This is a genomic window from Aeromonas sp. 600479 (genome assembly GCF_049175515.1).
Lineage (GTDB): Bacteria > Pseudomonadota > Gammaproteobacteria > Enterobacterales > Aeromonadaceae > Aeromonas > Aeromonas veronii_A.
The window spans coordinates 391,999-413,772 of sequence record NZ_JAAKVF010000001.1; the positions used below are offsets into that span (position 1 = coordinate 391,999).

16 protein-coding genes are annotated in these 21,774 nt (G+C 61.2%); 11 read left to right on the forward strand and 5 right to left on the reverse strand.

Going from position 1 to position 21,774, the window contains the following annotated elements; all coding sequences use genetic code 11:
• Window positions 1–75: 75 nt before the first annotated feature.
• Window positions 76–2,331, forward strand: coding sequence for an LTA synthase family protein (locus G5149_RS01720; RefSeq protein ID WP_337072119.1), 2,256 nt, complete (start codon window positions 76–78; stop codon window positions 2,329–2,331).
• 92 nt (window positions 2,332–2,423) lie between these two features.
• Here the strand turns inward: G5149_RS01720 and aroG are convergent, their stop codons facing one another.
• The 5 genes from aroG to G5149_RS01745 all read right to left on the reverse strand — a co-directional run bounded on the left by aroG (window position 2,424) and on the right by G5149_RS01745 (window position 8,200).
• Window positions 2,424–3,479: a 3-deoxy-7-phosphoheptulonate synthase AroG gene (aroG, locus tag G5149_RS01725; RefSeq protein ID WP_337072118.1), complete on the reverse strand. Its 1,056-nt coding sequence runs from the start codon at window positions 3,477–3,479 to the stop codon at window positions 2,424–2,426.
• Window positions 3,480–3,699: 220 nt separating this feature from the next.
• Entirely contained in the window at window positions 3,700–4,983 is a 1,284-nt protein-coding gene (gene aroA / locus G5149_RS01730) for a 3-phosphoshikimate 1-carboxyvinyltransferase (protein WP_421211298.1), read from the reverse strand.
• A gap of 227 nt (window positions 4,984–5,210) precedes the next feature.
• Entirely contained in the window at window positions 5,211–6,299 is a 1,089-nt protein-coding gene (gene serC, locus G5149_RS01735) for a 3-phosphoserine/phosphohydroxythreonine transaminase (protein ID WP_197930412.1), read from the reverse strand.
• 225 nt (window positions 6,300–6,524) lie between these two features.
• A complete protein-coding gene (locus G5149_RS01740) occupies window positions 6,525–7,451 on the reverse strand; it encodes an electron transfer flavoprotein subunit alpha/FixB family protein (protein WP_421211300.1) in 927 nt (308 codons plus the stop codon).
• On the reverse strand, window positions 7,448–8,200 hold the full coding sequence (locus G5149_RS01745; protein ID WP_421211302.1) for an electron transfer flavoprotein subunit beta/FixA family protein: 753 nt from the start codon (window positions 8,198–8,200) through the stop codon (window positions 7,448–7,450). The genes G5149_RS01740 and G5149_RS01745 overlap by 4 nt, the downstream gene beginning before the upstream one ends.
• Before the next feature lie 169 nt (window positions 8,201–8,369).
• On the opposite strand from G5149_RS01745, the gene G5149_RS01750 reads away from it, so the two are divergent.
• From G5149_RS01750 to G5149_RS01795, 10 genes are all read left to right on the forward strand, one after another.
• Window positions 8,370–10,013, forward strand: a complete 1,644-nt coding sequence (locus G5149_RS01750) for an electron transfer flavoprotein-ubiquinone oxidoreductase (RefSeq protein WP_421211304.1) — start codon at window positions 8,370–8,372, stop codon at window positions 10,011–10,013.
• A 292-nt stretch (window positions 10,014–10,305) separates the two neighbouring features.
• Window positions 10,306–11,253 carry a magnesium/cobalt transporter CorA gene (corA, locus tag G5149_RS01755; protein WP_005345036.1) on the forward strand — a complete coding sequence of 316 codons (948 nt, stop codon included), beginning with the start codon at window positions 10,306–10,308 and terminating at the stop codon, window positions 11,251–11,253.
• 148 nt (window positions 11,254–11,401) lie between these two features.
• The gene (locus G5149_RS01760; RefSeq protein WP_337072115.1) at window positions 11,402–11,878 is read left to right on the forward strand and encodes a DUF2919 domain-containing protein; all 477 of its coding nucleotides are present in this window, start codon (window positions 11,402–11,404) and stop codon (window positions 11,876–11,878) included.
• 249 nt (window positions 11,879–12,127) lie between these two features.
• On the forward strand, window positions 12,128–12,577 hold the full coding sequence (locus tag G5149_RS01765) for a hypothetical protein (RefSeq protein ID WP_005361249.1): 450 nt from the start codon (window positions 12,128–12,130) through the stop codon (window positions 12,575–12,577).
• Window positions 12,578–12,581: 4 nt separating this feature from the next.
• Window positions 12,582–15,572: a YncE family protein gene (locus G5149_RS01770; protein ID WP_421211307.1), complete on the forward strand. Its 2,991-nt coding sequence runs from the start codon at window positions 12,582–12,584 to the stop codon at window positions 15,570–15,572.
• The gene (locus G5149_RS01775) at window positions 15,572–16,411 is read left to right on the forward strand and encodes an FTR1 family iron permease (RefSeq protein ID WP_421211309.1); all 840 of its coding nucleotides are present in this window, start codon (window positions 15,572–15,574) and stop codon (window positions 16,409–16,411) included. The genes G5149_RS01770 and G5149_RS01775 overlap by 1 nt, the downstream gene beginning before the upstream one ends.
• Window positions 16,412–16,513: 102 nt before the next feature.
• Window positions 16,514–17,938: an NAD(P)/FAD-dependent oxidoreductase gene (locus G5149_RS01780; protein WP_421211311.1), complete on the forward strand. Its 1,425-nt coding sequence runs from the start codon at window positions 16,514–16,516 to the stop codon at window positions 17,936–17,938.
• A 34-nt stretch (window positions 17,939–17,972) separates the two neighbouring features.
• Window positions 17,973–18,536, forward strand: coding sequence for a hypothetical protein (locus G5149_RS01785; protein ID WP_421211313.1), 564 nt, complete (start codon window positions 17,973–17,975; stop codon window positions 18,534–18,536).
• 106 nt (window positions 18,537–18,642) lie between these two features.
• Window positions 18,643–19,971 carry a hypothetical protein gene (locus G5149_RS01790; RefSeq protein ID WP_421211460.1) on the forward strand — a complete coding sequence of 443 codons (1,329 nt, stop codon included), beginning with the start codon at window positions 18,643–18,645 and terminating at the stop codon, window positions 19,969–19,971.
• A 58-nt stretch (window positions 19,972–20,029) separates the two neighbouring features.
• Window positions 20,030–21,724 carry a hypothetical protein gene (locus G5149_RS01795; protein WP_421211315.1) on the forward strand — a complete coding sequence of 565 codons (1,695 nt, stop codon included), beginning with the start codon at window positions 20,030–20,032 and terminating at the stop codon, window positions 21,722–21,724.
• Window positions 21,725–21,774: the final 50 nt, after the last annotated feature.

Below are 21,774 nucleotides of genomic sequence, written 5' to 3' on the forward strand. Positions count from 1 at the left end.
CAAGGCCCGCACCATCGGGTCAAACTCTATACGGATGAACGATCTCTCCCTTACTCGCTCAAAGGATGAGCTTATATGAATCGCCCCTCCTCAGGCCGCCCCCGTGCCCTGAGTCTGTCCTCCGGGCTACTGGCCCTGCTGGGCGGATTGCTGCTGCTGACGCTGTTATTACCGCTGATCAATCCCGGCAGCTGGCTGGGCCGTGCCCAACCGCTGGTGCTGGGCCCCGCCGACAATCCGCTGGCCACCCTCACCCGCCACGCCCTGCTCTATAAAAGCGACAGCCGCGGCCTCTATCTGGTGGTGCGCAGCCAGTGGCTGTTGCGGGGGCCGCTGCAAGCGGGGGACAAGGTGCGAGTGGAGCTGCTCAACGACAAGGGGGAGCGGATCGACCAGCTCAGTCAGGCGGTGGATAAGCGTCAGGTGTGCCGCAATAACCGCTGCTCGCTGGATCTCAACAGCACCTTGCGCGCCCCGGACGATGCACTGGCCAGCCGCTATCAGCTGCGCATCGGTCTGCTGCTCAAAGATCGCCCCGAGAGCGGCGATTTCAGCCAGATCCTGCAAACCCTGCCGGAGCAGGGCTTCAACCTCACCTATCTGATGGTGAGCCTTACTCTGGTACTGGTTCTGAGCGCCGCCGTGCTCAAAACGGTGCTGCCAACGCTGCGCCGCAGCCTGCGCTGGCGGATCATCGGCAGCCTGCTGCTCGGCAACCTCACCTTCGTGCTGCTGCACGGCTTCGTGGTGTTCAAGCTGGGGGAGTTTCTGCTCTGGTCAGGCTTTCGGCCGGAACACTACTATCTGGCCTGGGGCAGCATGGTGCTGGGCTGGAGCCTCTGCGCGCTCGCGGGCTTCAACCTCTATATGGGGCTGGTCTTTACCGCACTTTCGGGAATAGGCCTGCTGGCCAACTTTATGAAGATCGCCATCTACGGGGTGCCACTCGGGGGTGATGATTTTGGCAACCTGCTGGCGCTGCTGCGGATTCTCCTCGATCAGCACCCCATCCTACCCATCTTCACCCTTTTGCTGGCACTGTTTCTCTGCTGGCGCTTTGCCCTGTCACGCTGGGTGCTGCGCACCGCAGCCGCCACCGTCGCCTTCTTTGCCCTCTGTGTCTTTGCCACCCAGACCGGCAACAAGTTGCTGGGGGCCAACATTCGTTACGTGGATCGCGCAGTCAACTACCACAGGGACATCATCCGCTCCGGCCCCGGCCTCTATCTGTTCAATCTGGTGGACGAGATGCTGCAAAGCGGCAGCGTGTTTCGCTACCCCTTGCAGATCAACGAGCTGACCCCGCAGTTGAGCCATCCGCCCCAAGGCATTGCGCCGCGCTGGGATCTGGTGATCGTGCTGCAATATGAGTCGCTCTGGCTCGACTGGAAGGGGCGTATCTGCGCCCCGGCCCCCACCCTATCCCTGCCCGCCAGCGTGCAGCAGTGGCAAAAGACCATCCACTCCCCCACCACTGGCGGCATGACGGTGCTGGCGGAGTTCGAGATGAATACCGGCCTGCCGGTGGGCTTGCTCAAGCAGGGGGTGGTGCCCTACTACTACCTCTCGGAGCAGGTGCCGGGGCTGGCCCAGAGCGCCAGACAGAGCGGCTATAAGACGCTGTTCGCCCACCCCTACGTAGAAAAATTCTGGGGCCGCGCCAAGGCAATCCCGGCGCTCGGCTATGAGGAGCGTTGGTTCGATACCCGTTTTACCACCCTTGAGTACAAGGGGCTCTATATCTCAGATGATGCGCTGATCGACCACCTGCTCAAGCGCAGCGAACAGGATGATAAGCCGCTGTTTGCCTATGCGGTCACCATGCAGGGGCACGGCCCCTTCGATGGCCCCCGCTATCAGGGGCAGGAGCGCAGCGGCGCCTGCCCGAACCAGAGCGAGAGCGACACCCAGTTGCTCAACACCTACTACACCGGGGTGGTGGATGCCATGGCCTCGCTTGAGCGTCTGCTCAAGACCCTCGACCAGTCGGGCAAGCGCTATCTGGTGGTGGCCTTTGGCGATCACCAGCCGTTTTTGATGTCCGCCGGCAAGGGTATTCACGGCGACAAACCGGCGCGCGATGCCACCTACCAGATCCCCATGATGGCCTTTGCCCGCAGCGATGATCCTCTTATCCTCGGGGAACAATTTGCTCCGGTGCGCCAGCTCTACCAGATGGGTCAGGCCACCCGCCAGCTGCTGGCGGGGGATATCACCCCCATCGAGGACAAGCCTCTGCTCCATCCGGTGCTGGGAGAAGAGAAGGGGTTCGACCCCTCGAGCCTGGTTCCGCAGATCCGCGCCAGCTTCCGGCCCGATGCCCAACCCTGAGCCTTAAGCCCTGCAACACGAATAGATGAGGCCGCAATAGCGGCCTCTGGTTATTACTTTCTCTTTGTCACTGCGACTGCAAAATCCCGTCTTTAGCGGGCGTTGCGGGTTGCAACGGCATCCGCCAGGTTGCGCAGCAGCACTTCGGTATCGGCCCAACCGATGCAGGCATCGGTGATGCTCTGACCGACGGTGAGTTCACGCCCTTCCACCAGATCCTGACGGCCTTCTACCAGATGGCTCTCCACCATCACACCAAACACCGCCTTGCTGCCGGCACGCAGCTGACCGGCTACATCTTCGGCCACCACCATCTGGTTCTTGAACTGCTTGCTACTGTTGGCATGACTAAAGTCGATCATCACCTTCTGGGGCAGACCGGCTTTCTCCAACCCCTTCACAACTTCGCTGACATGGGCCGCGCTGTAGTTCGGCTCACGACCACCACGCAGAATGATGTGACAGTCCGGGTTGCCGCGGGTCGCCACGATGGCGGAGTGACCGTATTTGGTGACCGACAGGAAGTGGTGCGGCGCACTGGCAGCGCCAATGGCATCGATGGCAACCTTGATGGTGCCGTCAGTGCCGTTCTTGAAGCCCACCGGACAGGAGAGGCCGGAGGCCAGCTCGCGGTGTACTTGGGATTCAGTGGTACGGGCACCGATCGCGCCCCAGCTCATCAGATCCGCCACATATTGCGGGGTGATCATGTCGAGGAACTCGGAGGCAGTTGGCAGCCCCATGTCGTTGAGATCCAGCAACAGCTTGCGACCAATGCGCAGACCATCGTTGATCTTGCAGCTATTGTCGAGGTACGGATCGTTGATCAGCCCCTTCCAGCCCACTGTGGTGCGCGGTTTTTCGAAGTAGACCCGCATCACGATCTCCAGCTGACCTTTCAGCTCGTCGCGCAACGCCTTGAGGCGCTTGCCGTACTCCAGCGCGGCAACCGGATCATGGATGGAGCAAGGACCAATCACCACCAGCAGACGATCATCTTCGCCAGCCAGGATATTGTGAATGGCCTGACGGGATTCAAAAACGGTGGACGAGGCCACCTCGGTAGCCGGAAACTTCTCAAGCACCGCAACCGGGGGTAATAACTCTTTGATTTCACTGATACGAACGTCGTCGGTTTGATGCTGCATGACAAGGCTTCCTGCTAGATGACTGCGATTAGGAAATCTCAACATAGCCCGCGACAGGGCATGTGTAAATAGGAAATTACAGCAATCACCAAACTATTTTGCATGGCAATCTTGCAAGTTATTGAAATGATGCTAGGCGAAATGACGATGCTGGTGAGGAAGGCAAGAAGGCCCGCTCAGCGCGGGCCCGAAGCGTCGATGATGACGGGTTTGTCAGTGATCAGCCACGCGAGCTGATACTGGCCAGCTTGTCGAAGTAATCCGGGAAGGTCTTCGAGGTGCACTTGGGATCATTGATGGTGACCGGAGTATCCGACAACGCCACCAGCGAGAAGCACATGGCGATACGGTGATCGTTGTAGGTGTCGATCTCGGCATGTTTGAGCTGGGTCGGCGGGGTCACGGTGATGAAGTCATGCCCCTCCTCCACTTCAACGCCAAGCTTGCGCAGCTCGGTCGCCATGGCGTGCAGACGATCGGTCTCTTTCACCCGCCAGTTGTAGATATTGCGAATGGAGGTCGGCCCCTCGGCAAACAGTGCGGCAACGGCGATGGTCATGGCCGCATCGGGAATATGGTTCATGTCCATATCCACTCCGTGCAGCGGTGCCTGCTCCGCCTCGATAAAATTATCGCCCCAGGTGATGCGCGCGCCCATCTTCTCCAGCACGTCGGCGAAGTGGATATCACCCTGAATGCTGTGCTTGCCGATACCGGTGACCCGCACCTTGCCCTTGATGGCGCCCGCTGCGAGGAAGTAAGAAGCGCTGGAGGCATCTCCTTCCACCAGAAAGTCACCCGGACTAATGTAGGTCTGGTTGCCCTTGATGTAGAACAGCTTGTAGTTGTCGTGCTCGATGACCACCCCGAACTGCTTCATGATGTGCAGGGTGATATCGATATATGGCTTGGAGACCAGCTCTCCCTTGATGTGGATCCGGGTATCACCGGCCGCCATCGGCGCCGCCATCAAAAACGCGGTCAGAAACTGGCTGGAGACGGAGCCATCGACGTGCACATCGCCGCCCCACAGCCCCTTGGCGTCCACCACCAGCGGCGGATAACCATCGTGTTTCAGGTACTGGATATGGGCACCCGCTTCACGCAGGGCATCCACCAGATGGCCGATGGGACGCTCTTCCATACGCGGCTCGCCACCCAAGGTATATTCACCGGAACCGAGGCATAGCGCGGCGCACAGCGGTCGCATGGCAGTACCGGCGTTGCCGAGGAACAGATTGACCGGCTCTTTCACCGCAAAACTGCGACCCAGACCCTGCACGGTACACTCGGTCTTGTCGGCGGAGAGCTTGTACTTGACCCCGAGCTGGGTCAGCGCAGCCAGCATATGACGAATGTCATCGCTGTCGAGCAGGTTGGTCAGACGGGTGGTGCCACGAGCCAGCGCCGCCAGCAGCAGCGCACGGTTAGAGACACTCTTGGAGCCGGGCAGATTGACCTCACCGGCCACACGAGAAATGGGTTCCAAACGCAACGAATTCATAGACTTCCTGTGCTATCTCAAAAATAAACGCCTGTCCGGACGTTAACAGCCTGCGTCCCGCTCGGCAAGGGCACTTTCAGCGGAAATCACACGGCAAACGCCAGCGCGCTGGTTCTGTTGAAAAAAAGACGCCGGGGTATCCCCGGCGTCTTGAATCACTGCAATAGCTGGAAGCGGCTCACGGGTTGTCACGAGAGGCCGCCAGCAAGCACGTATGTACTTTCTTTTCAGCCGTGGCGCTTGGCAAAGCCATCCATAAAGCTCACCAGGGCCTTCACTCCCTCCAGCGGCATGGCGTTGTAGATGCTGGCGCGCATGCCACCGACGATGCGGTGCCCTTTGAGGGCCAGCAGGCCGGCAGCTTCCGATTCTGCCAGGAACTGCTTGTCCAGCTCGGCATTTTTCAGCTGGAACGGGATGTTCATCCGTGAACGGCAGCTGACATCCACCTGATTGCCGTAGAAGGTCGACTGATCGAGATAGTCATAGAGGAAGTCGGCCTTCTCCTTGTTGCGCACTTCCATCGCTTCGAGGCCACCCTGTTCTTTAAGCCACTCGAACACCAGACCGGCCAGATACCAGGCGTAGGTGGGCGGCGTGTTGAACATGGAGTCGTTCTTGGCAGTGAGCTTGTAGTCGAAAATCGAGGGCACATCGGCTCTGGCCTGATCCAGCAGATCATCGCGCACGATGGCGATGGCAAGCCCGGATGGCCCGATATTCTTCTGGGCACCGGCATAGATAATGCCAAAGCGGCTCACGTCGATAGGACGGGAAAGAATGGTGGAGGAGAGATCCGCCACCAGCGGCACCTCGCCGGTGGCCGGGATGTCGAACATCTCGATGCCGTCAATGGTTTCGTTCGGGCAGTAGTGAACATAGGCCGCATCGGCGCGAAACGCCGGCGTCGGCAGCAGGTGGGAGATCCCCTGCTCGTTCTTGGCAACACCCTGGAAGGTCTGGATATCGCCATACTTTTTGGCTTCATCCACCGCGCTCTGGGACCAGACACCGGTCAGCAGAAAGTCCGCTTTCTTGTTGGCCCCGCCCAGCAGGTTCATGGGCACGGCGGAAAACTGACCGCGGCCGCCACCGTGCATGAAGAGCACCTTGTAGTTGTCCGGCACCGCCAACAACTCGCGCAGATCCGCTTCGGCCTTCTCGGCCACCGCCATGTAGGGCTTGCCGCGATGGGAAAGCTCCATGACCGAGGCTCCCAGCCCCTGAAAATTACAAAATTCGCGCTGGGCGCGCTCCATGACTTCAACCGGCAGCATGGCGGGGCCGGCGCAGAAGTTGTAAATCTGTTTGCTCATGACGCTTTCCGTGAGTGGATGAGAGTAATCGATGACTTGTCAGGTTTTACACAAGAGCAGCCAGCGGATCAAAGGCTTTTTGGGAGCTGGCTCAACCTTTTACCGTCACTCTGCATACCCCTTGCAGCAGAAAAAGCCCTGAACGGGTCAGGGCTTGCAGGGAACATGCACAGAAATGGCGGGCAGCGCGCATAAACGACCACAGCTCAGCCATTTCTGACAAATTTACAGTTTGGCGGTGAGCTCCGGCAGCAGGGTGAAGAGATCCCCCACCAGCCCGTAGTCCGCTACCTGAAAGATGGGGGCTTCGCTGTCCTTGTTGATGGCCACAATCACCTTCGACTCCTTCATCCCCGCCAGATGCTGGATGGCACCCGAAATACCGACCGCGATATAGAGCTCGGGCGCCACCACCTTGCCGGTCTGCCCCACTTGCAGATCGTTGGCGACATATCCCGCATCAACGGCGGCTCGCGATGCCCCCACCGCCCCACCCAGCTTGTCGGCCAGCGCCTCAATCAGGGCAAATTGCGCCTTGGAGCCCAGCGCTCGCCCACCAGAGACCACCACCCGGGCGGCGGTCAGTTCGGGCCTGCTGGAGCGCACCGCGCGGCGCTCCACCAGTCGGGTACGACCAGCGAATTCGGGCACGGCCAAGCGTTCGATGAGAGCCTGCCCGCCTGTCGCCGCCTTGGCAAACGCGGTGGCCCGTACCGTCATCACTTTGATGGGTGCCGAGCTTGCCACTCTGGCAATGGCATTGCCCGCATAGATGGGGCGCAGGAAGATGTCGCTGCTCTCGATAGCCGTCACCTCGGAGAGCATCTCCACCCCGAGCCGAGCCGCTACCTGTGGCAGCAGCGCCTTGCCCATGGTGCTCGCCGCCATCAGGCAGTGGCTGTAACCTTCGCACCAGCTGGCCAGCAGCTTGTCGACCCCATCCAGCAGCCCGTCGGCCAAGCGGGGATGTTCGGCAAGCAACACCTTGTCGACACCGCCAATGGCAGCCGCCTGTTCACCCGCCTCGGTCAGCCCCTGCCCGAGCAACAGCAGGTTAACCTGACCGCCGATGGAAGCGGCGGCGGTGACCAGTTGTGCCACGTTGTCGGCCAGATGACCCTGATGATGTTCGGCAATGATCAGCACGCTCATGGCAGCACCTTCGCTTCGTGTTTGAGTTTGTCCACCAGCTCGTCCACCGAGCCCACCTTGATCCCGGCGCTGCGGGCTGGCGGCGCCATCACCTCGAGCAAACGGGTCTGGTTGGCCACCTCAACAGCGAGTATCGAGAATGGAGCACTATCAAGCGGCTTACGCTTGGCCTTCATGATGTTGGGCAGCGAGGCAAAGCGCGGTTCATTCAAACGCAGATCGGCGCTCACCACCGCAGGCAACGGCATGCCGAGGGTCTCGAGGCCACCGTCGATTTCGCGAGTCACCAGCAGCTCTCCCGCTTCCACCTTGAGGGCTGACGCGCAGGTCGCCAGCGGCCAATCATTGAGGGCAGCCAGCATCTGGGCCACCTGATTGTTGTCTGAATCGATGGACTGCTTGCCGAGCAGCACCAGATCCGGCTGCTCCTGCTCACACACCTTGTGCAAGGCGCGGGCAACCGTCAGCGGGGTGAGCGTCTCATCGGTGACATAATGCAGCGCCCGATCCGCCCCCAACGCCAGCCCATGGCGCAGTTGCTCGGCGGCAGCGTCAGGGCCGAAGGTCACCACCACCAGTTCGCTGGCAACCCCGGCTTCCCGCAGCCTGACCCCCTCCTCCACCGCAATTTCACAAAAGGGGTTGATCCCCATCTTCACATTGGCGAGCTCCACGTCGGAGCCGTCTCCCTTCACCCGGATCTTGACGTTGTAGTCGACTACCCGTTTGATTGCGACCAGCAGCTTCATGGGGTCATGCCTCGTCTCTTTGGATTGAATTCATTAGTGTGCCTCTGCGTTTGTTGCAGTACGCTCTTCCCTGATTTTTTGCTTTTTCTTGCCCAGTTTTGCTTACAACTGCTTTACGTTTACGTAAACTACCAGCATTACCCTAGGCCAACCAGAGCGCAGAGGCAAGATGGAACGGGAAGCAATGGAATTTGATGTCGTCATCGTCGGCGGCGGTCCGGCGGGGCTCAGTGCAGCCATCGCCCTGAAACAGCAGGATGCCACTCTCTCGGTCTGTCTTCTGGAGAAAGGGGCGGAAATTGGCGCCCATCTGCTCTCCGGCGCCCTGTTTGATCCCGTCGCCTTGCAAGAGCTGCTGCCGGATGGCTGGCAGCAAGCACCGCTCGGCGTACCGGTCAGCGACGATCAGGTGCATCTGCTGCAAAGCGAGCAACGCTCCCTGCAACTACCCGCCTGGGCCGTGCCACCCCGGATGCACAATCAGGGTTGCCATGTGGTCAGTCTTGGCAATCTCTGCCGCTGGCTTGGCCAACAGGCGGAGCAGCTGGGAGTCGAAATATACCCGGGGTTTACCGCCAGCGAACTTATCATGGAAGCAGGCCGGGTCAAGGGGGTCATCACCGGCGATCTGGGGCTGGATCGGGCTGGGAACCCAAAAGCTGATCATGTGCCCGGCATGGCGCTGCTCGGTCGCTACACCCTCTTTGCCGAAGGGGCCCGCGGCCATCTCGGCAAGCAGCTGATCGCCGAGTTCAATCTGGAAAACCCAGCCCAACCCCAACACTACGCCATCGGCTTCAAGGAGCTGTGGCAACTGCCTGCAGGTCGGGGCAGAGCAGGACGGGTGCTGCACGGTAGTGGCTGGCCCCTTGGCAAGCAGAGGGGTGGCAATAGCCACGGTGGCTTCTATCTCTATCACATGGAGGGGGATCAGGTCGCGGTCGGGCTGATTGTCGATCTTAACTACCAGAACCCCTGGCTCAGCCCGTTCGACGAATTCCAGCGCCTCAAGCATCACCCGCTTATCGCCGGCGTGTTGCAAGGGGGGGAGCGCATCAGTTACGGCGCCCGCGCCATCACCAAGGGGGGTTGGCACGCCCTGCCCCGCATGCATTTTCCCGGCGGCCTGCTGATCGGTTGTGATGCGGGCACCCTCGACTTTTCCCGCATCAAGGGGATCCACACCGCCATGAAATCGGGGATGCTGGCGGCAAAAACCGTCGCAATGGCACTGCGGGGAGGCGATGAGGGGGGCCGAGATCTGGCACAGTATGGCGACGAACTGCACCAGAGCTGGCTGGCCTGCGAACTCAAGGCGGCGCGTAACTTCGGCGCGGCGCTTCACCGCTATGGTCCCTGGTTAGGCGGTGCCTTCAACTGGCTGGAGCAACGGCTGTTTGGCGCAAACTCGCCCTTCAAGCTGCTCGATAAGGCGCACGATTATCGTCAGCTGCGCGTGGCCAGTCGCTGCGAGCCCATCCATTATCCCAAACCCGATGGCAAGCTGAGCTTTGACAAGCTCTCGTCTGTGTATCTGGCCAACACCAGTCACGACGAGGATCAGCCTTGTCACCTCAAGCTGCAGGACGAGCGCATTCCGGTCGAGGTCAATCTGCCCACTTGGGCCGAACCCGCCCAACGCTACTGCCCGGCAGGGGTGTTTGAAGTACTGGAAACGGAAGGTGCGGCCAAGCTGCAGATCAACGCTGCCAACTGTATTCACTGCAAGACCTGTGACATTAAAGATCCCAGTCAAAATATCATCTGGACTCCACCACAGGGGGGCTCCGGGCCCAATTATCCGAATATGTGATGAAGCGGGGCAGCGGCAACAAGCCGCCCCAGCTAGCCCTCCCCCAGCCAAAGGCGGGTTCTACCCCGCATAGCCGCTCAGGCGATCCGACCTCGCTGGTTTTTTGAACAAACAAGCTGAATCCCTGATGAATAGCCACTGACAAGCGCGGCCCGCCCCTGTATAGTTCGCCGCATTCAGGTTTTCCATCGGCCCGATCTGCTTATCCACGGGATCGCCTTCTGCTGCGATCTAAGGCCGCATGACCTGTGCAACCATCCCTGATTACCCATGACTTTTTAAGGGGGGACAGATGATCACCGCCTACATTCTCAACAACAAGGTGCTGGACATAGTCACGCTCGGGCCTGACGACATAGTACCTGACAACACGGTCTGGCTGGATGCCTACAAGCCGGACACGGCAGAGCGAGAATGGTTGACGGGCCTGTTCCTGGAAGAGGTCCCCGACAAAGAAGAGCTCGACGACATCGAAGCATCCGCCCGTTTCTACTGGGATACCGATGGTCTGCACATTCACTCCCTGTTTCCCCAGCGGATCGGTCGTGACACCAAGGGTGTCCACGTCTCCTTTACCCTGCGCAACAATCTGCTGATCAGCATTCGTGAAGATGACATCGGGCTGGTACGCCTGCTGCGCCACTACATGCGCCAGGATCGGCTTGAAGTGGAGGATGCCCTCGATATCCTGCTGGAGGTGCAAAACCTCAAGGTAGAGTACCTTTCCGACCTTATCGAAGATGGTTACAAAACGTTGGAAAACACCGCAGATCAGATCTTCGAGCCGGATCAGATCAACCCCATGCTCAAGGAGCTGTTGGCACAGGAAGAGGCCAACGGTCAGATCCGTCTCTCCCTGCACGATACCCGCCGCGCCCTGCGTTTCCTCAAACGCAGCCTGCGCCAACGCATGAGCCTGGAGCAGAACAAGTGGATCGACGAGATGCTGCACGACGTGGAGTCTCTCTTGCCCCACACCCAGTTCCTGTTTGACAAGATCAACTTCCAGCTGGAAGCCTCCATGGGGGTAACCAATCTGGAGCAAAACAAGGTGATCAAGATCTTCTCGGTAGCCGCCGTAATCTTCCTGCCGCCGACCCTGATCGCCAGTATCTACGGCATGAACTTCGGCCGCATGCCGGAGCTCGCCTGGGAGTATGGTTATCCCATGTCACTGGTGCTGATGGTGATGTCATCGCTCGGCACCGGGCTCTTCTTCAAGCGCAAAGGCTGGCTGTAACGCCAGCTGCCCGGCACAAAAAGATTCTCGCGGATTGGGGGGCATGGCCCCCGATTAATTCCCACCCTTTCCCTTGCCTTGCAAAGGGGTCGCCTTCGCCCCATATCCTCTGCATCACTTGCACTCTATGAATGGATATCGGGCAACCATGACCCTCTACCCCGAACACCGCTATAACGATCACGGCCAGTTGCGCCCGCCCCTCTGGTTCTGGCCCATCGCCCTGTTGCTGACCCGCTCGGTCTGGCTATTTCTGATGGCCGGCGTCACCCGCGAGAGCGGCAGCGAGATCCTGACCCTCTTCTATCCCGACAGGATAAGTCTCTACATCAGTCTGCTGACCGACGTACCCGCCATGCTGGCGTTGCTCGCCTGCGGGGGCACCTATCAGCAGACCCAGAGCATTCGCGCCAGACTCCGGCGCAACAGCCCGTTGCTGCTGCTCTGCTCTGCCATCAGCGGCCTGTTGATGCAACTCCACAGCCTCAATCTGCAGAAGTGGTCATTCAGCTGGCCCACCGCACTGGTGCTGGTCGCCAGCCTCTGGTCACTATGGTATCTGCTGCGCAGCCGCCAGCTACGGGAATATGCTGCTGATGATCCTCATCAGGAACCCTCCATCTAGCCAGACACGTGGTCATAGCATCGGACCGTAAACATGAGGAGGCCGCTGCCCCGCTGTCGAGGAGCGACAGCGCCCGCACTCTAACCCCATTGGTGACACCCAATTGGATAAGGGATCATCAATATAGGTGTTCGGTCACTGCATTCAGCTTTGATTCATCAGCAATACAACTGATAACACTTTTCATTACTCTTACAGCGTTATAAACTTGCTCCCCCCGGGCTGCCCCGCCCGGGTGCTGGAGCCTTTATGACAAGCCTTTCTCTCTCACCCCGACAATTCTGGCAGTGGCTGGCCTACCACCATCAGGCCGCCGAGGGCACCCTCTATCTGATGTTCTTCTCCGGCCTGCTGCTGTGGGAACCGCTGACCCCGCTCTGGTCGCTGGCACGCTGGAATCTGTTTTTCCATGTGATGCTCTCGCTCACCCTGTTTCCCCTGCTGTTTGGCGCCTTCTGGCTCTCCCACCGCAGCTTGTTGAACCGCAGCAACAAACCCTTTTTGCGCACCACGGGGCGGATTATCGAAGCCCTGCTGCTGATCTGTCTGGCCAGCGGCCTGCTGCTGGTGCTGCACGGCACCCCGGGCGATGCCATGGGCAACCTCGCCAGCTGGGCCCACTGGTTGAGCGCATTGGCGTTAACTCCTCTGGTGCTGCGCCACGCCTGGCGCTGGACCATCTTGAAATGGCGCACCTGACCCCATGTTGAAGTCTTCGTTCTCTGCATATTTGTCACCCCTGCTGGCCCTCATCTTGCTGCTGACCAGCCACTTTGCCACTGCCCAGCAGATGGGCGCCGGGATGCTCGCCTATAAGGAGGGGCAAAGCCCGCGCCTCGTCACCGCCAACCTGAGCGCAGGTTCCGTCACCCTGCTGGAGCGCGATAGCGGAAAGCGCCTGAAAGAGGTGCCGCTGGGGGGCGATCTGCGCCAGCTGGCCCGCGCCGATGGTGGTACCCTGCTGGTCACCGACTACAGCGGCGATCGCCTGCTGCTGCTGGATGATGATCTCGATCTGGAAAAGACGATCCCCACCGGCCACCGCCCCTATGGGGTCATCTTCGATGTCAAGCGGCAGTGGTTCTGGGTCACCCTGTTCGAATCCGCTCGTCTGCAGGCCTACGACACCGCCGGCAACCTCCAGCTGGATGCAGAAACCGCCGAGACTCCCCGTGGGCTGGCCCTGACCGACGACGATCGCCTGCTGCTCACCCACGCCATGACCGGCCAGCTCGCCATCTATGATCTCGCCAAGCTCGGCCACGGCGCCAAGGGAGCTTCGCTTCCCAAGCCCAAGCTCATTACCCTGGCCGAGACCCATAGCGACACGCCGAGCGACTCTCAAGGCTTGCCGCGCCTGCTCGATGGCATCGCCCTCTCCCCAGATGGCAGCGAGGCCTGGCTGCCCCATGTGCTGTGGAGCTTCAGCCACCCCTTCCAGTTTCAGAGCACCGTCTTTCCGGCTGTCTCCATCATCGATCTCGATGAGGAGAAAGAGCGGGTCGATGAAAGAAAACAGCTCTTTTTGCAGATCAATCTGCCAAGCGTCGGCAACCGCAGCCAGATCGTCTCCAACCCGTTCGCAGCGCGCTTTGCCGCCGACGGCAAGCGGGTCTATCTGACCCTTGCGGGCTCGGAAGATCTGCTGGTGTTTGATCTCTCCCGCAGCGGCAAGCAGAACAGCAACCGCCACCGCCGCAAGAAGTTTCAGGGGGGCGCCAAGGCGACCCAGCTCTTGCGTCACCTGCCGGGCCAGAATCCGCGGGATCTGCTGATCGATGGCGACCATATTCTGGTGCACAACGCCATGGGGCAGGATCTTACCCGCCTCAATAGTGGCGGCAGCGGCCCGTTTGCCCGAGTCACGGTCGATGTGCCCCACTTCGCCAAACTGGTAGAGACGGATCCCCGCCCCGAGCCGATTCAGCGCGGCGAGCGGCTATTCAACCTTGGTAACACAGCGTCCAACTCACGCTTCCCCATGGCGGGAGACAACTGGATGAGCTGCAACTCCTGCCATCTGGACGGGTTCAATTTCACCAACCGCTATCTGATGGCGGCCCATCGCCAAAAGAGCGGCGACAACGCCATCAACGGCCACGCCAACCTCACCAACATGGTGGCGGGGGATTTTGTCGGCGAATACCTGCGCATGACCCAGCAGACCCAGGGCGGCATGGGCCATGACACCCGCGATGGGGCCGAGGTGGTTGACCCCGCCCAGCCTCAGCCCGAGGTGAAGGTAATGATGGAAGATCTGCACGCCTTCGTCACCGCCGATGGCAACCTCCCCTATCTCGCCAACTGGCTGCGACTCGATGCCCCGCGCACGGATCCCGCCAAGGCGCCGACCACTCACCCGAAGGAGTGGCTCAACTCCGCCTCCTGCCAGAACTGCCACCAACAGGCGTTCAAGGATTGGAGCGAGAGCAACCACCGGCTGATGGGCAACTCCCACCCCTACTACAAGGTGGTACAGGCGCTGGCCCGCGAAACTGAGGGCGAAGCCTTCGGTCAGTGGTGTCAGGGCTGCCATATGCCCCAGCAGGTGATGACCGGCCAGCTGGATCTGCCCAAGGGCTCCCACATGTTCGAGCAGGGTGGCGCCTCGCTGATTGCCGCCCACAAGGCGGGCGAACCTGTGGTGGAGGAAGGGACCGGCTGCGTGCTCTGCCATCGCATCACCAAGGTAGAAGATGCGGGCGGCAACAGCGCCTTTACAGTGAATTTGAAAGACCGCGAGAGCTATGTGTTCGAGGATGCCCCGGGCGGCAGCCTCCAGCACTGGATGGCTGAGCGGCAGATCAACGCCCGTCCGGCGGCCCACAAAGCCTCCTATCAGAAGGATTTCTACCGCGACGCGGCCCTGTGCAAGTCGTGCCACAACGAGTTTGCCCCGGGCACCGGCGCCAATATCGTCAACACCTGGGACGAGTGGGAGAACTCAAGCTTCGCCAAGGCCGAGGATCCTGCCAAACGGCGTACCTGCATCGACTGCCATATGAACCCGGAGCCGGGCAATGGCGGCGCGCCGGTGGCGGGTCAGTCCACCGAAAACGGCACCATGAAAGCGCGGCTCTATCGCCACAACTTTACCGGTGCCCAGCACCAGCTGGTGGGGCTGCGTAATCCTGCGCTTGAACAGGAGAGTCTGGCCCTGCTGCGCTCCAGCGCTACCCTCTCCGCCCGTATCGAACAGGCTGCCGATAGTCAGCAGCTGGTGGTGCGGGTCGCCAATACCGGCGCGGGCCATGCCCTGCCCACCGGGGTGGCTGATTTCCGTGAACTCTGGCTGGAGCTGACAGTCACCGACGCCAGCGGCAAGGTGGTGCTTGCCAGCGGCCAGCCGGTGGATGGTGCTGTCCCTGAAGATGCGCGACTGTTCAGAAAAGTGTTCGGCGATGCCGAGGGCAAGCCGGTGGGGCTCAAGTTCTGGCGCTACGCCAAACTGCTGGAAGATACCCGCATTCCGGCCGATGGTTGGCGCGATGAAGCCTGGCCGCTGCCTGCAGACGCCCAAGGGCCCTTCAAGGCCGATATCAAACTCAATTTCCGCACCTACCCCAAGTGGGTCAATGATGCGGTGCGCGCCGCCGAGACGAGCTTGCCGGAGCCACCCATAGTGCAGCTAAATCGGTTGCAACTGACCTTGCCGCCTCTCCCCATAACGCCCGCTACGGAGCCTCAATCCTGATGTTTGCAAGTTTTCTGATTACCCTGCGCGAGGGGCTGGAAGCCTTCCTGCTGGTCGGCATCTGCCTCTCCTACCTCGCCAAGCTGGGGGCGAGCCGCTACAACAAGTTCATCTATCTGGGGGTGGGGCTTGGCCTTATCGCCTCCCTTATCGTCGCCTTCCTGTTCCAGGTGGTGGTGAGCCAGTTCGAGAGCGAGCGCTACAACCACCTCTTGATGGCGGGGATCCTGATGTTTGCCACTCTGGTGCTCACCTATATGGCGATCTGGATGCAAAAACAGGCCAAATCCCAGGTGGGAGCCATGACGGCGCGCATCGATGCGGCCATCGATGGCGGCAACCTGTTTGGGCTGGTGCTGCTCGCCTTTCTGGCGGTGATGCGCGAAGGGTTTGAAACCGTGCTCTTCTTCTCTGCCCTGCTCTATTCGGGCCAAGGGGTCGATCTGCAATCCGGCCTGATAGGCGCGCTGGCGGGGCTGCTGGTCTCCATCGCGCTGGTGTGGGGGCTGCTGCGCTCCACCCGCAAGGTGGCGCTGGCCCCCTTCTTCCGCTGGACCGGCCTGCTTATCATCATCATCGCCGCAGGCTTGCTCTCGTCCGCAGTCAACATGTTGCAGGCGGCAGATATCATCACCTTCTGGACCACGCCGGTGTTCGACATCAGCCACATTCTCGACGATCAGGGGGTATTTGGTACCTTCCTGCGCGCCCTGTTTGGCTACAATGCTTCACCCGCTGGCTTGCAGCTGCTGACCTGGGCCCTCTATCTGGCGATCTTCGTTACCCTCTGGCAGCGCAGCTATCGCCCGCAGGTGAGCGCCGCATCCAGCAAGGGCTGAGCCCGCACGCCCTGTGGCAACAAAGCCACGGGGTAACAACACTATTCGGGAGCCGCGCCTTGGCGCGGTTCCCTTATCTATCAAGCAGTTTCGGAATAGGTCATGAGCGATAACAACAAGAAAAGCATTGCAGTGCTGGGTGCTGGCCCCGCCGGTTTGATGGCGGCCTGGCGCCTGCGCCGCGCCGGTTTTGCAGTCACCCTGTTCGAGCAGGAGCCGGTGGTCGGTGGCATGTGCGCCACCCAGACCTTCAAGGGGCGCGATGGGGAGTATCGCTTCGACTACGGCGGTCACCGCTTTATCACCAAAAACCCCGAGCTGCTCGCCTTTATCGACGAGCTGATGGGGGACGACCTGCTCCACGCCGAGCGCAAGAGCGTCATCCGCTTTGGCGGGCGCACCTATGACTACCCCCTGAACCTGCCCAACCTGCTCAAGACGGCACCGCTCGCCCTGATGGCGGGTGCGGTGAAGGATCTGCTGCTGTTGCCCTTTAGCAAGAAGCCGGATGATTTTGCCAAGGCGAGCTTTGCCGAGTGGATCCAGAGTCACTTCGGCCGCACCCTCTATCGCCAGTTCTTCGAGGGTTACACCGGCAAGCTGTGGGGCATCAATCCGGACAAGCTCTCCGCCGACTGGGCTGGCCAGCGCATCAGCCTCATCGATTTGAAAGACGTGGCGCGCCGCCTGCTGCCAAGACGCAACGGCAGTATCTCGGTGCGCACCTATGCCCGCAAATACCGCTACCCCAAATATGGCTTCGGCCAGATCTTCACCACCTTGGGCGAGCGGCTGGTGGCAGAGGGCGTTGAGCTCAAAACCGGTGCCACCATCACCCGCCTTGAGCAGGCCGATGGCCGCATTGAACGGGTTTATTGGAAACAAGATAACGTTGAGCTGAGCGAGCGCTTTGATCAGGTGATCTCCACCCTGCCGCTGCCGCTCACCTGCCAGCATCTGGGCTTGCCGTGCGATCTGCACTACCGGTCGCTTCGCTTCGTCAATATGCCGCTCAAACAGGAGAACCTGTCGGACAACACCTGGCAGTACCTCTCCGACCCCCATATTCTGGCCACCCGCTTGCAGGAACCGCGCCGCCGCAGCCCCTTTATGGCGCCCCAGGGCCAGACATCGGTGATGCTGGAGATCCCCTGCAATCCGGGGGATGCCACCTGGCAGGCACCGCTCTCTGATCTGCGCAGTCGGGTTACCGCTGATCTGGCGAGCCTCGGCGTCGATACCCAGAAGCTTGGCGATGAAACCTTCGAGGCCCGCAGCGAATACGCCTATCCGCTGATGGATCTCGGTTATCAGGCCCGTCGCAACGAAGCCATCAAGGCGCTGATGCCCATCACCAACCTCATCATGACCGGCCGTCAGGGGACATTCCGCTACATCTTCACCGACACCGCCATGGAGATGGGGATGATGGCCGCTGACATGGTGATCGACGGGGTGGACAGACGCCACGCCATCTTTAACCATCGCAACGAAAACACCGTAATCGAAACCCAGAGCGTGGCCTGATGGCCGCGCCATTGGCATAAGTAAGGAGAACAGGATGACCATCCGCCCGGGTTTACTCGCCCTCACCCTGCTGCTGCTGACCCTCAGCGAACAAGCACAGGCTTACTCCTACGCCGCCGCCGGCAAGGAGCCGCTGATCGACGCCCGCGAGGCACTGCTGGGCGCCGCCACTGACGGCAAGGATGTCAGCGCCACCTTGAGCGAAATTGCCGAGGAGCTGACCTATCTGGAGCAGCACCACAAGGTGGAATTGCAAGCGCCACTGGCCGCAGCCATCAAGGCCAAAGACGCCGCGGCTACCGCGGCCCTGCTCAACCGCGCCTACAAGGCGGAGATCGAGCGCCGCCTCGAAGGGGCAAGCCAAAATCTTGGCGACTACCAGACCGCCAAGGTGCTGGTGGTCAAGAGCAAGCGCTTCCTCGACTTGATCCTCCCCTCCCTCAGTGAAGGGGATCGCAAGGCGGCCGAGCAGGCGCTGGCCAAGGTGCTCGATGCCATCGGTAACCCGGGGGTATTCGGGGTGGGCGCCAAGCCCGCTGATTCCGCAGCTTTTAGCGATGCAGAAAAAGCGCTGATGGCCGTGCTGGCGCCGCTTTGATGACCTCTCATTGATGCCGACGGCCCCCCTCATCCCCGGCCCCTCTCCCGCAAGGGGAGAAGGGGGGCGTCACCACGGCCGATTACGCTTCGCTAATCGACCCTACTTGCTGATCCTGCTGCAACTGGTCTGGCTCGGCTGGCTGCTGGCCTTCCCGGTGGCGCTCGATTCCGACGATGCCCTCAATTTCGCCCACGGGGTGACGCGCTTTAGCGTGCTGGAGTTCTCACCCCACTTTCCGGGCTACCCCGCCTTTATCTGGCTGGCGCGGCTGATCAATCTGCTGGTGGACGACCCGGCCCGTGCGGTGCAGTGGGCAAGCCTGCTCGGTAGCAGTTTGCTGGCGCCGCTCGCCGCCTTGCTGGCGGTCAAATTGTGGCAACGGCCCAGCCTGCTCGCCCCCGTCTGGCTGCTGGTATTGGCCCTGCCGCTCACCCCGACGCTGGCGCTCTCCGGCCTTTCGGACGGGCCCGCGCTCGCCGCCTGGCTCGGGTCGCTGCTGGCCTTGCAGCAGCGCAGAATTGCGCTGGCGGGTCTGCTGCTGGGCCTTATGCTGGCACTGCGCCCCTCCTATTTTGTGCTGGCGCTGCTGCCGCTGTGGCTCGGGCTGGCGCAGCAGGGCACGCGCGTCAGGTTTGTGCTCCCCATCGTGCTGGTGGGGCTTATCAGCCTGCTGTTTGTCTGGCAAGCCGATGGCTGGGCCTATTTCAGCGAGGGGCGGCGCTTTACCGACGGCCACTTTACCCTGTGGGGCAACACGGCGGCTGCCCACGGCGATCGGCTGCTGAGCTGGGCGCGCACCTTCAACGATCAGCTGACCCCGCTCTGGCCTATGTTGATGGGTGCCTTGCTGGTGCTGCCGCTTTGGCAAAGATCAAAAAACCACCCTGCCGCCCTCTCCCCACTCTGGACACTCTACTGGCTCGCCCTGCTGCTCTGGACCCTGTTTGGCCAGAATCCCGACAATCCCCGCCATCTGGCGCCCATTACACTGCTTGGCATAGTTCTGCTGGCAGGTTGGCTGCCGCGCCGTGGCGAGGGGGTGGTCGCGGTGGCCGGATTGCTGCTGCTCGGAGTAACCTTTACCCTGCCCCGTCCACCCGCCATGGAGCAGGCAGCAAGGCTCGCAGAAAAAGCGTGTCCGGCATTGGTGACCCAGTGGGGAGTGCGGCTGCTGCGGGAGACCACAGCCTTGGCCGTCACCGATGGCTGGTACAAGGGGGATGCGGCGCTGGCACTCTCTCAGGGAGCCTGCCGCCTCAGTCGCCGCCCCATCGCCGCGAACGAAATGCCCAGCGCGGTGCGCCAGCACTGGTTTGCCCCACGCTTTGCCGCCGAGCCCGGACTCTGGCTCGCCATTCCCTCGCGGCAGACAACCCATGGGGAAAGTGACAAGAAACATATAAAGAGCACAAAAATCCGCCAAGGCAACTAAAAAAGAGGGGAACAACTCGGGTACACTCACAGCGCATCCATAACAGACGAGTCTCCTTATGCGTGTAACCAGAGAGTGGCTGTGGGTTTTGTCGGTGCTGACCGGGGCCTGTGCCCTCCTGTTGCTACCATTCTGGCTGCGCGGCGGCAGTCAGGGCCATGATCTGTTTCACCACCTGCTCTCCGGTCACTTCTTTGCCGTGCAACTGTGGCAAGGTGAGCTCTATCCGCGCTGGTTGATGGAGATGAACGGCGCCTTCGGCAGCCCGGTCTTTTTCTTCTATCCCCCCCTGCCCTACTATGTGAGCGCACTGTTCGCCGGCCCCACCCCACTGGCCCACGAGGCGATGACGCCGCTGCTCTGGAGCAGCAGCGTGGCACTCTGGCTCTCCGGCCAGTTTGCCTATCTCTGGTTGCGTCCCTTTGCCGGCCACGGACGGGCGCTGGCGGCCAGTCTGCTCTATATGGCGCTGCCCTATCATCTGGCCATCGATATCTACGCCCGCTTTGCCCTGGCGGAGAGCTGGGCCTTCGTCTGGGCGCCGCTGGCACTGCTGGCGCAGGATCGCCTCTGCCGCGGCGCCCCCTTTGCACTACTGCTGCTCGCACTGGCGGTCTCCATGCTGACGCTTTCCCATCTACCAAGCACCCTGCTCATTCTGGGCTTGCTCACCCTGCGCAGCCTGCTACTGGTCTGGCGCTACAAGGGGAGCACAGCGCTTGTCAGTGTCCCTGTCACCGCCTCCCCGCTCATTGGCACCCTGCTGGGCCAGCTCTGGGGGTTGGCGATGGCCAGCCTGTTGCTGCTGCCCGCTCTGCTGGATCAGGGGGGGATCTCCATGGAGCAGATGCGCACCGGCATGTTCGAATTTCAGCGCAACTTTCTCGATCGTTTGCCCCAAAGCCGTGATGACTGGCGCTTTCGCGGCCATCTCGCCTGGCTGACGCTGCTCACCCTGGCTCTGCTACTGGTAGCTTGGGCTGCCGCCCGCGAGCCGCGCCATCCCGAGTTGCTGCTCTGGGGGGTCATTGGCACCCTGAGCTTTCTGATGATGCTGCCTCCAAGCGAGCCCCTGTGGCGCCTGCTCACTCCGTTGCAACTGGTGCAATTTCCCTGGCGTCTCAATCTGCTGCTGGTCATCGCTACCGTCGCCGTGGTGGCGCTGGGTACCCCCACCTATCGCCCGTGGCAGTGGGTCTGGTGGCTACTGCTTGCCCTCACCCTGCTCTCGCAGGGACTCTATGTACGCGAGGCGCCGCTCACCCAGGCTCCCGTAAAGAGTCAGCTCGACGGGGAGTTCGACAGCAAGCGCAGCGCCCGCGAATATCGGCCAAAGCAGGTGCCACGCGGCATGTTTGCCCCCACTCTGCTGGCCTGGAAAGAGGAATTCCAGCCCGCCATCACCAGCGACCATCAGGGGGTGAACTGGCAGATCCAGCGCTGGCAGCCTCGTCATATCGAATTGACGGTGGATGCCCCGGCGCCCGCCAAACTGATCCTGCACCAGTTTGATTATCCGGGCTGGCAAGCAAGGCTCGACCAGCATCTGCCCCTTAGCGTCAGCAGCACCCGTAACGGGCTGGTACAGGTCTGGGTGCCCGCCGGACAACACAGCCTCACCTTTACCCTCACCGCCCGCTGGCCGGAGCGGCTCGGGTACGCCATCTCGTCGCTGGCCTGGCTGCTCTGGCTGGGGGGAGTGATCCGCGCAGCGCGCCCGCGTGACCGCAAGCGTGCACCCCAAGGTGGCTGAGCCGCCGGGCACCTCCCCCTTTTGAGGGGGCAGGAACGTCATGCCGAGCG

Coding starts and splice junctions, on each gene's coding strand:
- G5149_RS01720 (WP_337072119.1), top strand. CDS start 76: ATGAATCGCCCCTCCTCAGGCCGCCCCCGTGCCCTGAGTCTGTCCTCC.
- aroG (WP_337072118.1), bottom strand. CDS start 3,479: ATGCAGCATCAAACCGACGACGTTCGTATCAGTGAAATCAAAGAGTTA.
- aroA (WP_421211298.1), bottom strand. CDS start 4,983: ATGAATTCGTTGCGTTTGGAACCCATTTCTCGTGTGGCCGGTGAGGTC.
- serC (WP_197930412.1), bottom strand. CDS start 6,299: ATGAGCAAACAGATTTACAACTTCTGCGCCGGCCCCGCCATGCTGCCG.
- G5149_RS01740 (WP_421211300.1), bottom strand. CDS start 7,451: ATGAGCGTGCTGATCATTGCCGAACATCATCAGGGTCATCTGGCCGAC.
- G5149_RS01745 (WP_421211302.1), bottom strand. CDS start 8,200: ATGAAGCTGCTGGTCGCAATCAAACGGGTAGTCGACTACAACGTCAAG.
- G5149_RS01750 (WP_421211304.1), top strand. CDS start 8,370: ATGGAACGGGAAGCAATGGAATTTGATGTCGTCATCGTCGGCGGCGGT.
- corA (WP_005345036.1), top strand. CDS start 10,306: ATGATCACCGCCTACATTCTCAACAACAAGGTGCTGGACATAGTCACG.
- G5149_RS01760 (WP_337072115.1), top strand. CDS start 11,402: ATGACCCTCTACCCCGAACACCGCTATAACGATCACGGCCAGTTGCGC.
- G5149_RS01765 (WP_005361249.1), top strand. CDS start 12,128: ATGACAAGCCTTTCTCTCTCACCCCGACAATTCTGGCAGTGGCTGGCC.
- G5149_RS01770 (WP_421211307.1), top strand. CDS start 12,582: ATGTTGAAGTCTTCGTTCTCTGCATATTTGTCACCCCTGCTGGCCCTC.
- G5149_RS01775 (WP_421211309.1), top strand. CDS start 15,572: ATGTTTGCAAGTTTTCTGATTACCCTGCGCGAGGGGCTGGAAGCCTTC.
- G5149_RS01780 (WP_421211311.1), top strand. CDS start 16,514: ATGAGCGATAACAACAAGAAAAGCATTGCAGTGCTGGGTGCTGGCCCC.
- G5149_RS01785 (WP_421211313.1), top strand. CDS start 17,973: ATGACCATCCGCCCGGGTTTACTCGCCCTCACCCTGCTGCTGCTGACC.
- G5149_RS01795 (WP_421211315.1), top strand. CDS start 20,030: ATGCGTGTAACCAGAGAGTGGCTGTGGGTTTTGTCGGTGCTGACCGGG.